This window comes from Arenimonas sp. (assembly GCF_035312645.1).
Lineage (GTDB): Bacteria > Pseudomonadota > Gammaproteobacteria > Xanthomonadales > Xanthomonadaceae > Arenimonas.
In genome coordinates, this window is sequence record NZ_DATGBO010000050.1 from 21,078 (window position 1) to 32,155 (window position 11,078).

The window sequence follows — 11,078 nt, forward strand, 5'->3', positions numbered from 1 at the left end:
GCGGCAGTGCGCTACCCCGCTTGCACTTCCGCGAGCAATTTCTTCACTGGCGCCGGCAGGCCAACTTCCGCCAGCGTCGCCAACTCCTGCCAACGATACAGATCGCCGTCACTGATGCGATCGGAAGCAGTCGCGCCTGACCAGAGCAGCGGCGCGATGTGCAAGCGATAATGGCTGAAGGTGTGTTCGATCAACGGCAGCGGCTTGTTTGCCTCGAAATCGCTGCGCGCATGCCTGCCGACGAACTCGCGGGCTTCGTCGTGATCGGCCACTTCTGGCAGCGACCACATGCCCGACCACACGCCGGTGGCGGGGCGGCGCGCGAGCAGTACGCGCCGATCGGCATCGACCAGCACCAGCATCATCGTACGACGCTCCGGCAGTGGTTTTCCCGGCTTGGATTCGGGCAGCGTCTCGACACGTCCTTCGCGCAACGCCACGCACGAATCCTGCAGCGGGCACAGCACGCAGGATGGATCGCCACGAGTGCAAAGGGTTGCACCGAAATCCATGATCGCCTGGCTGTAATCGGCGAGGCGCTGCGTCGGCAAGTGCTCTTCGGCCAGCGACCACAGCGTTTTCTCGACCGCTGAACTGCCCGGCCAGCCATCGACACCGTGGTAGCGGCAGAGCGTGCGCTTCACATTGCCATCGAGGATCGCGTAACGCAGCCCGTGCGCCTGCGCGAGGATCGCGCCGGCGGTGCTGCGGCCGATGCCGGGCAGGGCGGACAAGGCCTCGAAATTCTGCGGCAATTCACCATCGTGGCGCTGCATGCAAAGTTGCGCGGCCTTGTGCAGATTGCGTGCCCGGGCGTAGTAGCCGAGTCCTGCCCACAACGCGACGACGTGGTCGAGTTCGGCATTCGCCAATGCCGCGACATCCGGCAATGCGCGCACGAAGCGTTCGAAATACGGGATCACCGTCTGCACCTGCGTCTGCTGCAGCATGATTTCCGAAAGCCAGACGCGATACGGCGAGCGTGGATGCTGCCAAGGCAGGTCGTGACGGCCGCTGCTGTCGAACCAGGTGAGCAGGCGAGCGGAAAACATGCTGGTCGCGTCGCCGTTCATCAGGGTTTCGGCGCGCCGTTGCTGTCGCGGATTTCCAGCTCCACGCCTTCGAGTTTGATGCCGTCGAACTCCAGGCTCGGCGTCTGCATCGTCGCGTTCAAGGGCGGCAGCGGCGAGCCGTCGCTGCTCGCGAGCCAGCCCTGCATCTGCGCCAGTTGCAGGCTCGCCTGCAACCGCGTCGCGTCCTGCGCGAGCTGCAAGTGCAGTGGATCGCCAAGGTCGCTTGCGCCCGAATAGGAAAGCACAAACGGCAGTTTGTCAGCGTGCGTGGCGATCGGTTGTGGCAGCGCGGGCCAGTCTTCGGGCCAATGCGCGAGCACGCCGTCGAGGCGGAAATCCATGCGCTCACCAAGCTTGAAACCGGCCTTGCCATCAAGGCTGGGCAGCGGCGACGTGGCTTCGAGCGCAAGCGATTTGGCCTCGATGGAAAACGCATTGTCGTCGGAAAGATAATGCCCGTCCGCATGCAGTTTGAACGGCAGCGGTTTGTCCGACTGCAGCAGCGCGCCGCTGCCACTGAGCGTGAAATCGGAGGCAAGCCCTGGCGTCGCCGCAGTGAGGAAGGCCTTGAAATCAACTGAGGTCTTGCCCTGCGTGAATACGCCCGCCGTCGTCACCTCGGCAGCTTCGCCGGTCTTGAGTCGCGGCAGGTCGAGGCTGAGTTTCGACAGCGAATAGTTTGCATCGTGCACGCTGCCATCAGTCAGATGTACGCCGCGTGTGAGCGTCGGCAACTTGAATGGCGTCGGCGGCCGCGTCGCCAGCCAGCGACGCAGGCCGGGAATGTCGATCACAGGCGTGTCGAGCTCAATGCGGGTGATCACCGGTTCGCCACCGGTGATCGTGTCCCAGGGCAGGGAAATTTCCGCGCGTTTCGCCGACAGGAAAATCTCGCCGTCGCTGCGGCCACGTACTTCCAGGTTCGGGATCAGCAGCCGCGGCTCCGGTTTGAGCGCGTAATCGGGTTCGCCGGAATAACGCAGGTCGAGTTGCAATGCATCGCCGGCTTTCGCGAGTACCAAGGTCGTCAGTCGATGTGGCTCTAGTTGCCGATTGATCCACCACGCGCCGATCGCCAGTGCCGCCAGCGTCAGCACAATCAGCCAGCGTGTCCGCCTGCGCAGCGCCATCAGCCGCCCAAAGTTTCCGGCAGCAGCGCATCGACGAACGCTTTCGGATCGAAAATGCGCAGGTCCTCGGTTTTTTCGCCAAGACCAATGTAGCGGATCGGAATCGCGAACTCCCGAGCGAGCGCGAACACCACGCCGCCTTTCGCGGTGCCGTCGAGCTTGGTCACGACCAGGCCGGTCACCGTCACCGCCTGATGGAAGGCACGCAGTTGATTGAGCGCGTTCTGGCCGGTGGTGCCGTCGATCACCATCAGCACTTCCTGCGGTGCGCTCTCGTCTACCTTGGCGATCACGCGGCGGATCTTGCCGAGTTCGGCCATCAATCCGGTCTGCGTATGCAGGCGGCCGGCGGTATCGGCGATCAGGATGTCGAAGCCGCGCGCTTTTGCGGCCTGCAGCGCATCGAACGCCACCGACGCGGCATCGGCGTTCTGGCCCTGCGCGATCACCACGACATTGTTGCGCTCGCCCCAGATTTTCAGCTGCTCGACCGCGGCGGCGCGGAAGGTGTCACCGGCGGCAAGCATCAGGCTGTGCCCGTCTTCCTGGAAGCGGCGCGCGAGCTTGCCGATGGTGGTGGTCTTGCCGACGCCGTTGACGCCGACAGTGAGGATGGTGAACGGCTTGTGCCTGCCGTCGATCAGCAGCGGCTTGCTGACCGGTGCGAGCATCGCCAGCAACTCGATGCGCAGCGCGGTGAGCAGAGCCTTGGCATCGGCGAATTCGCGTGCGTTCATGCGCTTGCGCAGCTTGCCGAGAAGATCGGCAGTCGCAGGTACGCCGACATCGGCGCTGATCAGTGCCGTCTCGATGTCATCGAGCAGGTCTTCGTCGAGTTTCGGATTGCGCGAGAACAATCCACCGAGGCTGCGTGCGAACAGACTGCTGCCCAGGGTTTCCTTCATCGCCTCGGCAGCGAGGGCCTTTTCCGCCTCGGCGCGCGCAGCTTTTTCTTCCTGGCTGGCATTGAAGGCGCGGGCGAGGTCGTCGGGGCTGAACCCGGTCTTCGCCGCGGCCTCGGTGGTGGCGGCCGGCTTGGCGGGATCGGGCGAGACAGGCTTTTTCTTGAGGAATTCGAACATCGGCCGGGGAATTGACGACAATGCGCGGATGTTACCACCCGTCCCGAAGGCATCCCGATGAGCAAGCTCCCGCCCGGCCAGGTCCGCATCATCGCCGGCAGCCTGCGTGGCTCGAAGCTGCCCGTGCCCGATCGCCCCGGCCTGCGCCCGACCGGCGACCGTGTGCGCGAGACCTTGTTCAACTGGCTGCAGCAGCACGTTTCCGGGACGCGCGTACTGGATCTGTTCGCCGGCACCGGTGCGCTGGGTTTCGAAGCGGCGTCGCGCGGCGCGGCGGAAGTACTGTTGGTGGAGCGCGACGCGGCGCTTGCCGAGAACCTGCGGGCGAGTGCGACGCGACTCAAGTGCGCAAATGTCCGGGTCGAATGCGCCGATGTGCTGGTCTGGCTGGCGCAGCCTGCGAGCAATCAGGCGGGCTTCGATCTGGTCTTCGTCGATCCGCCTTTCGCTGCCGGACTGTGGGATGCGACTGCGAGCGCCCTGCGGCCATGGCTGGCCGATTCCGCCCGAGTCTATGTCGAGCGCCCCAATCATGCTGATTTCGCCGCCCCGGCAGGCTGGCAGCTGCTGCGCGAGGGCCGCACCCGCGACGTTCACTATGCGCTGTACGCCACGGAAAACCGCCGGGCCGCTGCTACACTAGCCGCCAGTTCCTAGGGGCAGGATCTTCCCGGCATGACTGCGTCGCGCAACCGGATCGCCGTTTATCCCGGCACCTTCGATCCCATCACCAACGGTCACGTGGATCTGGTCAGCCGGGCCTCCACGCTGTTCGAGAAGATCATCGTCGGCGTTGCTGAAAGCCCCGGCAAGAGCCCGGCGCTGCCGCTGGCAGATCGCTGCGAACTCGCCCGCATCGCTCTGGCCGACCTGCCCAATGTCGAGGTCGCCGGTTTCCATTCGCTGCTCGCGCATTTCGTCCACGAGGTCGGCGCCGGCGTGGTGATGCGCGGGCTGCGCGCGGTGTCGGATTTCGAATACGAATTCCAGCTCGCCAGCATGAATCGCCATCTCATCCCCGATGTCGAGACGCTGTTCCTGACGCCGGCCGAGCAGCACAGTTTCATTTCTTCGACGCTGGTGCGCGAAATCGCGCGTCTCGGCGGCGACGTTTCCGGTTTCGTACACCCGGCGGTTGCGGCGGCTCTCGCTGCGCGCTGGAAAACATCCTGAAGTTCCACACTGTCACTGTCATGAGGTCTGCCATGTCCCGTTCACTGCTCGCGCTGTCGCTGTTGTCGCTCACCCTGGTGCTGTCCGCCTGCTCGGGCGAGGAAGCCCAGGCGCCGAAGAAGGAAAAGGTTGTCGCCGAATTGCATGCCCCGACCGGCAGTGACGATATCCAGTGGAAAACCTACCTGAGTCAGGTCGTTTCCCAGCACCAGGAAGGCGTCACCGATCGCACCTTCCCGTATTACCTGCCGGCCAACAGCTCCGAGCCGGTCGCCAACGATCCCGATCACAAGAGCCAGTACGACCGTCAGCTCGAAAACGTCAAGCCGGCGATCGAGCGCACCGTCACCTCCGGCAACATGCTCGCGTTCGGTTCGCCCGACAGCGCCAAGATGGCCGACCTGATCGTCGCCGCTTTCGCTGGCGCCAAGCCCGATGCGGTCAAAGGTTCGATCGTGCTGTTCATCGGCAAGCCGGAAGACAGCAGCCGCGTGCAGACCGCCGCCGAGTCAGTCGGCGCGAAGTACGTTTTCGTCGAAGCGAAGTAATCCAGGCAGTTACCGCCGTCCTTGCGGGACGGTAGCGAATCCGGCGTTGTTGCTTCGGCAGCGCGCCGGCTTCCCCGTTGTGATCGGGCGGTGAATGAGGTTGCAAGCAAGTCATGGCCCTGCGCATCAACGAGCTCTGCGTGAACTGCGATGTCTGCGAGCCGGCGTGCCCGAATCAGGCGATCACGCAGGGCGAAACCATTTACGTGATCCATCCGGCCCGCTGCACCGAGTGCGTGGGCCATTACGACGAGCCGCAATGCGTGGTGGTCTGCCCGGTCGAATGCATCGACAAGGATCCGGCGCATGTGGAAGACGAAACGCAATTGCTGGCAAAGCTGCTGAAGCTGCAACAGGAGACGGCATGAATTCGCAAGTCCGGGGTCGCGCGGGAAACATCTGGTTGCTCCTCGGACTGTGTCTTTTCACGCTGCCGGCTTTCGCGAAGGAACCGGTAAAAACGCCGCATCCCAATGGCGCAGCGATCGCTTCCGCGCACAGCCTGGCGACCGAAGCCGGCCACGAAATCCTCGCCAAAGGCGGCAACGCTTTCGACGCCGCTGTTGCGGTCTCTTCGGTGCTGTCGGTGGTCGAGCCGGTGAGTTCGGGCCTGGGCGGCGGCGCCTTCTACCTTCTGCATGACGGCAAGACCGGCCGCGACATCATGGTCGATGCCCGCGAAACCGCACCGGCATCGGCGACACCGGCGAAATATCTCGATGCCAAAGGCGAGCTTGATCGCGACAAGGCGGAGAACGGCCCGATGTCGGCCGGCATTCCCGGCCTGCCTGCGGGCTTGGTGCATATCGCGCAGAAGTACGGACGCCTGCCGCTGTCGGTGTCGCTGGCACCGGCGATCCGCATCGCGCGCAACGGCTTCCCGATCTATCCGCGACTGGTTGACGCCTACGCTGAACGCCGCGAAGTGATGGAGCGTTACGACGGCACGCGCAAGGTCTATCTCGCTGACGGCGACGCGCCGAAAACCGGCGAGACGCTGCGCCAGCCCGATCTTGCGCGCACGCTGGAACAGCTTGCCGCGCGTGGCTTCGATGGCTTTTATCGTGGTGAGACCGCCGCGAAGATCGTCGCCGACGTGAACAAGTATGGCGGCGACTGGAAAGCGGCCGATCTCGCCAGCTACCGCATCAAGGAACGCACGCCGATCACTTTCAAGTATCGCGACTGGCGCATCGTCACCGCGCCGCCGCCGTCCTCGGGTGGCGTGGCGCTGGCGGAAATCCTGCAGATGCTCGAAGGCTGGGACCTGGCAAAGCTCGACGAGCCGCATCGCATCCACATCCTCACCGAGGCGATGCGTCGCGCCTATCGCGACCGCACGATCTACCTCGGCGATCCCGATTTCGTGAAGATGCCGATCGCGCAATTGATCAGCGACGATTACGCCGCCGGCCTGCGCGCCGGCATCCTGCCCGACAAGGCTACGCCGAGCGCGATGCTGCCCGGCGACAAGGCGCCGCTGGAAGGCGGCCACACCACGCATTTCTCGATCATCGACCGCGATGGAAATTTCGTTTCCGCAACCCAGACCGTCAACCTGTATTACGGCTCGGGCATGGTCGCCGATGGTACCGGTGTGCTGCTCAACGACGAGATGGATGATTTCGCGCTGCGACCCGGCACGCCCAATGCCTTTGGCGTGATGGGTTTCGACGCCAATGCCGTGAAGCCCGGCAAGCGCATGCTCAGTTCGATGTCGCCGAGTTTCATGATCGGCAAGGATCGCGTCGCGGTGCTCGGTACGCCCGGCGGCAGCCGCATCATCACGATGGTCTTGCTCGGCATGCTCGGCATCGAGCAAGGTCTTGATCCGCAGCAGATCACCGCCTTGCCGCGTTTCCATCATCAATACCTGCCCGACACGATCTACCTCGAGCCGGGCGCGCTGTCGCCGCAGACCATCGCCGCGCTCAAGGCGATGGGCCACGACATCACCCAGGGCGAAAGCACCTGGGGCAACATGCAGGCGGTGGATTGGGACCTGCACACAAATGCACTGCGCGCCGGCAGCGATCCGCGCAATCCAGTAGGCAAGGGCGAAGTCGTGCCTGCGCACTGACGCCTTTCGACGACATAAGCAACGAGGACACTGCCTTGGCAGAGGAAGACAAGAAACCGTGGCTGGCGCATTTGCCCGGCATCCTGACTGGCGCGGCCGCATTCACCGCGGCGATGACCGCGGTCTACGTGAATCTGCGCGGCGATCATGAGCCGTCGACTACGCCCGTTGGCCTGTCGGCGACGATCGCGCCTTCCGCATCGACGCTGGTGGCCGCGGCGACGAAAGTGACGCCGGCATCGGTGGCGCTCGCGCAATTCCAGCAACTTCGCCTGCAACGCATCCAGGTCGTCAACGATGGTTCGATGGGCACGACCGACTGGATTTTCGAAGTCCAAGTCGATGGTCGCCCGCTGTTTTCCCTGCCCAAGCTGACGCTCAGCGACAAGCCAGGACAGAACCTCGTCGCGATCGAAGCAAGCGCCAATGCCCAGGGGATTTTCCAGCTGACTGCCGGAAAAAGAGACGCGCAAGTGGTCGTACGTGGCTGGAAAGATGGTCTGCTCGGCACCGGCAAGGCCGCTGATGTCGAAGGGCATGCAACGATCGCTGCGGCGACGCCGGAGTTGCCGGTCGAAGTGAAATCTTCTGCCACCGATGGCGCGTCCTTCGTGCTTTATCTGTCGACGACAACGCCGGCGTCGGCGAATTGAACGGGAGATCGCAGCGATGAAACTCTGGTCGATCCTTGGCAATGCGCAGAGCCTCGACGGCGGCGCGATGTTTGGAAACGTGCCGAAATCGATGTGGCAGCAATGGATCCGCCCCGATGCCGACAACCGCATCCCGCTGGCCTGTCGCGCCTTGCTTGCCGATGGACTCGCCGGCAAGCGCGTGCTGTTCGAGACCGGCATCGGCGCATTCTTTGAGCCGAAACTGCGTGAGCGTTTCGGCGTGCTCGAGTCCGAACACGTGTTGCTGGCCAATCTCGCTGCGGCCGGATTCAGGCACGAGGACATCGATGTGGTCGTGCTCTCGCACCTGCATTTCGATCATGCCGGCGGATTGTTGTCGGCCTGGCGCGAGGGCGAGGCGCTGTCGCTGCTGTTTCCGAATGCGACCTATGTGGTCAGCGAAGCCTGCTGGCAGCGCGCGCAACATCCGCATCCGCGCGATCGCGCCAGTTTCATTCCCGAACTCGCGCCCCTGCTCGAAAAAAGCGGCCGCCTCGAGATCGTTCGCGGCGATCGCTGTAACGCGCTCGGCGACAGCGTGCGTTTCCACTACAGCGATGGCCACACGCCGGGCCTGATGCTCGCCGAGATCGTTGGTGAGCAGGGCAGGGGAGGCGTGGTGTTCTGTGCCGACCTGATTCCGGGGCGGCCCTGGGTGCACCTGCCGGTGACGATGGGTTACGACCGCTATCCGGAAATGCTGATCGACGAGAAACGGCAGTTCCTCGACGACAAACTCGCGCGCGGCGTGCGCCTGTTCTTCACCCATGATGTCGATTGCGCGATGTCCGACGTGGCGCGCGACGACAAGGGCCGCTATTCCACCCGCAACGATCTCCATGAACTGAAAGCGCTGCCGCTGGCGGCCTGAGGAAAGAACGATGAAAGAACTTCCACGCAATATGACCGCACTCGCGGCGATGGCGACCGGTCTGGTGCTGGCCTTCGGCGTCAACGCCGCCGAATTCGGTGCGCCGATGCCTGCGGGCAAGGCAATGACTGGCATCGCCATCGATGCGGCCGTCGCCGAAGCGGAAAAATACGCGGGCAAGCCGCATCTTTTCGCCGGCCGCATCACCGAGGTCTGCCAGGCGGAAGGTTGCTGGCTGGTGATCGAGAAAAATGGCGTCGCCGCGCGGGTGATGACCAAAGATCATTCATTCACCGTTCCCAAGGACGCCAAGGGCACGGCCGTCGTTTACGGCGTGCTGAGCGTCAAGACCTTGTCGCCGGCCGCGGCAGCGCATATGGCAGAGGACGCAGGCCACGCCGGGAAAACGGCAATGGCCGCCGCGCATGCCGAATACCGCATCGACGCCACTTCCATTTCCATCAAGCCCTGAATCCGGAACGGACTGATCATGATCACGATGCTTTATGCGGGTTTGTGCGTGTTGCTGGTGGTTTTTCTCGCGGTGCGCGTGGCGATGTGGCGCATGCGCCACAAGATCGGCCTCGGCGATGGCGGCGACAAGGAGCTGCTAAAACGCGTGCGCGCGCATGCCAATGCCGTCGAGAACATGCCGCTGGCCTTGCTGCTGCTGGGCGGCATGGAGCTCAACGGATTCTCGATGCCGCTGATCCACGGCTTCGGCGCGACGCTGTTTCTTTCCCGCGTCGCCCATGCCTGGGGCGTGAGCCACAGCAGTGGCACATCGAAAGGCCGCTTGCTCGGCATCATCTTCACCTGGCTGCTGATGGCGACGATGGCGCTATTCGCGATCGGCGGTTACGTGCAGCAGTTCCTGGTCGTGCCGCCGCAGTAAGCAGCGATGCGCCGGATTATTCCAAACTGATTTCGTCGGCGCCGAGGTAGCGTTCGAGTTCGGCGAGCAAGGCGCGCAACGGCGGCAAGAGCTCCGGCGAGTACAGACGCGCGCGGTCGATGTTCTCGATGCGCCCGAACAAACTCTGCCGGATCTGTTCCTCGCTGCGCGCATGCCGCACGAGATCGGCAAGCAGGTGGGCGAATTCGCTGGGCGTAGGCGCGGCCTGCAACAGCACGCAGACGTTCGCGATCGCTTCGAACACGCCCTGTGCCTCGCTGCCGAAACCGAATTCCTGCGGGCGGTAATCGAGAAAGGCGCGCTGTGCGTCGGTCCAGACGCGATAGCTGCATTTGGCCAGCGAGTGGTACAGCGGCTGCTCGGAAATCAGCACCAGCAGCAGGTTCTTGCCGTTTGCCTGCACGTTGCCGGCGCTGTTGCTCCACTCGCGCTTCATCACGAAATGGTACAGCCGTGCCTGGTCGGAGAAATGCGCAGCCTGCAGTTGATCCAGGATCAGCGCAGTGCGCGTCGCTTCCGAATACGCGCAGGCCTCGGTCATCACCCGCTCGAATCCCGACAACGCCGGTTCGCCCGGCCCCTGGCTGCCGTCGTCCAATGTCACCGCCACCACCGCGGCCGGCGCTTCCTCGGCGCTGAAGTCGTGATACAGCACCTGCGGATATTCGAGGGCACGCGCCAATGCCTGCGCGAACGCGGTTTTGCGCCGTCCGGCGAGGCCGTCGACCTGCAGCACACGCAGATGCTCCAGGCCCTGGCCGAAAAGGCTGCGTATCGCGTGGTCGTAGTCGTCGTTGGATTCGAAGCCGAATTCGGCGAGCTTGCGGCGCAGGGACATGGTCGGAAACCGAAATGTTTTCGCGAGTCTATGCCATGCCGTCGGCGACGTGCATTCGTGGTTTGTGCGTGCGCATTGCGAGCGCGAGCACGGCGGTGATCAGCGCGGCGACGGCGCCAGCGGCGAATGTCGCCGGCGCGCCCACGCCTGTCCACAAGGCGCCGGCGAGCACGCTGGCCAGCAACACCATGATGCCGCGGGCGAGATTGATCAGGCCGAATGCGGTGCCGCGCAGGTCGGCGGGTGCGTATTCGGCGGTCATCGCCGAAATCAGGCCTTCAGTCAGCCCCATGTGCACGCCCCACAGGCCGATGCCGATCATCGTCGAGGCCAGCGTGTCCGCGAGCCCGAGAAAGGCATCCGCCGCGACCATCACCACGCAGCCCAATGCCAGCAACACGTGTCGCGACATGCGATCGGACAGCCAGCCGACCGGATAGGCAGTGATCATGTAGGTCGCGCTCATCACCACCAGGGTCATCGGCAACCACGCTGTCGCCAACCCGGCATCAGCAGCACGCAGCACCAGAAACGCTTCGGAAAAGCGCATCAGCGTGAACATCAGCACCAGCGCCATCAGCCACCAGAATTTTTTCGGAAAACGGCGCCAGCCGGCGAACAATGGCGTGCGTTTTTCCTTTGCCGCCACGATGCCTTCCGGCTCGCGCACGAAGGCGACCAGCACCAGCAGCG

The 11,078-nt window shown here is 64.0% G+C and carries 13 protein-coding genes and 1 pseudogene; 9 read left to right on the plus strand and 5 right to left on the minus strand.

The genetic code is table 11. The features are described 5' to 3' along the window. Positions 1 to 11: 11 nt before the first annotated feature. From mutY to ftsY, 3 genes and pseudogenes are all read right to left on the minus strand, one after another. Positions 12 to 1,073 (minus strand): A/G-specific adenine glycosylase, encoded by a 1,062-nt coding sequence (gene mutY / locus VKM35_RS04450; protein ID WP_324318771.1) that lies wholly within the window; start codon positions 1,071 to 1,073, stop codon positions 12 to 14. Next, positions 1,073 to 2,203 (minus strand): hypothetical protein, encoded by a 1,131-nt coding sequence (locus tag VKM35_RS04455; RefSeq protein WP_324318774.1) that lies wholly within the window; start codon positions 2,201 to 2,203, stop codon positions 1,073 to 1,075. The genes mutY and VKM35_RS04455 overlap by 1 nt, the downstream gene beginning before the upstream one ends. Continuing rightward, positions 2,203 to 3,096 (minus strand): annotated as a pseudogene (gene ftsY / locus VKM35_RS04460) (signal recognition particle-docking protein FtsY); the annotation flags it as partial. The gene VKM35_RS04455 and the pseudogene ftsY, both read right to left, overlap by 1 nt. Positions 3,097 to 3,342: 246 nt before the next feature. Here ftsY and rsmD point away from each other — a divergent pair. The 9 genes from rsmD to VKM35_RS04505 all read left to right on the plus strand — a co-directional run bounded on the left by rsmD (position 3,343) and on the right by VKM35_RS04505 (position 9,526). Continuing rightward, positions 3,343 to 3,942: a 16S rRNA (guanine(966)-N(2))-methyltransferase RsmD gene (gene rsmD / locus VKM35_RS04465; RefSeq protein WP_324318776.1), complete on the plus strand. Its 600-nt coding sequence runs from the start codon at positions 3,343 to 3,345 to the stop codon at positions 3,940 to 3,942. An 18-nt stretch (positions 3,943 to 3,960) separates the two neighbouring features. After that, positions 3,961 to 4,458 (plus strand): pantetheine-phosphate adenylyltransferase, encoded by a 498-nt coding sequence (coaD, locus tag VKM35_RS04470; protein WP_324318778.1) that lies wholly within the window; start codon positions 3,961 to 3,963, stop codon positions 4,456 to 4,458. Between the two features lie 32 nt (positions 4,459 to 4,490). Continuing rightward, positions 4,491 to 5,006 (plus strand): hypothetical protein, encoded by a 516-nt coding sequence (locus VKM35_RS04475; RefSeq protein ID WP_324318780.1) that lies wholly within the window; start codon positions 4,491 to 4,493, stop codon positions 5,004 to 5,006. Positions 5,007 to 5,119: 113 nt separating this feature from the next. Further along, a complete protein-coding gene (locus VKM35_RS04480) occupies positions 5,120 to 5,374 on the plus strand; it encodes a YfhL family 4Fe-4S dicluster ferredoxin (protein ID WP_324318782.1) in 255 nt (84 codons plus the stop codon). After that, a complete protein-coding gene (ggt, locus tag VKM35_RS04485) occupies positions 5,371 to 7,086 on the plus strand; it encodes a gamma-glutamyltransferase (RefSeq protein WP_324318784.1) in 1,716 nt (571 codons plus the stop codon). The genes VKM35_RS04480 and ggt overlap by 4 nt, the downstream gene beginning before the upstream one ends. Positions 7,087 to 7,121: 35 nt before the next feature. After that, a complete protein-coding gene (locus tag VKM35_RS04490; RefSeq protein ID WP_324318786.1) occupies positions 7,122 to 7,739 on the plus strand; it encodes a hypothetical protein in 618 nt (205 codons plus the stop codon). Between the two features lie 16 nt (positions 7,740 to 7,755). After that, positions 7,756 to 8,631: an MBL fold metallo-hydrolase gene (locus VKM35_RS04495; protein ID WP_324318788.1), complete on the plus strand. Its 876-nt coding sequence runs from the start codon at positions 7,756 to 7,758 to the stop codon at positions 8,629 to 8,631. A gap of 10 nt (positions 8,632 to 8,641) precedes the next feature. Further along, positions 8,642 to 9,103: a DUF4920 domain-containing protein gene (locus VKM35_RS04500; RefSeq protein WP_324318790.1), complete on the plus strand. Its 462-nt coding sequence runs from the start codon at positions 8,642 to 8,644 to the stop codon at positions 9,101 to 9,103. Positions 9,104 to 9,121: 18 nt separating this feature from the next. Further along, positions 9,122 to 9,526: an MAPEG family protein gene (locus VKM35_RS04505; protein ID WP_324318792.1), complete on the plus strand. Its 405-nt coding sequence runs from the start codon at positions 9,122 to 9,124 to the stop codon at positions 9,524 to 9,526. A 16-nt stretch (positions 9,527 to 9,542) separates the two neighbouring features. Here VKM35_RS04505 and VKM35_RS04510 read toward each other — a convergent pair whose 3' ends face one another. After that, complete coding sequence (locus tag VKM35_RS04510; protein ID WP_324318794.1) at positions 9,543 to 10,385, minus strand: hypothetical protein; 843 nt, start codon at positions 10,383 to 10,385, stop codon at positions 9,543 to 9,545. Between the two features lie 28 nt (positions 10,386 to 10,413). Continuing rightward, on the minus strand, positions 10,414 to 11,078 hold a 665-nt coding region (locus tag VKM35_RS04515; protein ID WP_324318797.1), incomplete at its 5' end, for an MFS transporter.

Coding starts and splice junctions, on each gene's coding strand:
- mutY (WP_324318771.1), bottom strand. CDS start 1,073: ATGAACGGCGACGCGACCAGCATGTTTTCCGCTCGCCTGCTCACCTGG.
- VKM35_RS04455 (WP_324318774.1), bottom strand. CDS start 2,203: ATGGCGCTGCGCAGGCGGACACGCTGGCTGATTGTGCTGACGCTGGCG.
- rsmD (WP_324318776.1), top strand. CDS start 3,343: ATGAGCAAGCTCCCGCCCGGCCAGGTCCGCATCATCGCCGGCAGCCTG.
- coaD (WP_324318778.1), top strand. CDS start 3,961: ATGACTGCGTCGCGCAACCGGATCGCCGTTTATCCCGGCACCTTCGAT.
- VKM35_RS04475 (WP_324318780.1), top strand. CDS start 4,491: ATGTCCCGTTCACTGCTCGCGCTGTCGCTGTTGTCGCTCACCCTGGTG.
- VKM35_RS04480 (WP_324318782.1), top strand. CDS start 5,120: ATGGCCCTGCGCATCAACGAGCTCTGCGTGAACTGCGATGTCTGCGAG.
- ggt (WP_324318784.1), top strand. CDS start 5,371: ATGAATTCGCAAGTCCGGGGTCGCGCGGGAAACATCTGGTTGCTCCTC.
- VKM35_RS04495 (WP_324318788.1), top strand. CDS start 7,756: ATGAAACTCTGGTCGATCCTTGGCAATGCGCAGAGCCTCGACGGCGGC.
- VKM35_RS04500 (WP_324318790.1), top strand. CDS start 8,642: ATGAAAGAACTTCCACGCAATATGACCGCACTCGCGGCGATGGCGACC.
- VKM35_RS04505 (WP_324318792.1), top strand. CDS start 9,122: ATGATCACGATGCTTTATGCGGGTTTGTGCGTGTTGCTGGTGGTTTTT.
- VKM35_RS04510 (WP_324318794.1), bottom strand. CDS start 10,385: ATGTCCCTGCGCCGCAAGCTCGCCGAATTCGGCTTCGAATCCAACGAC.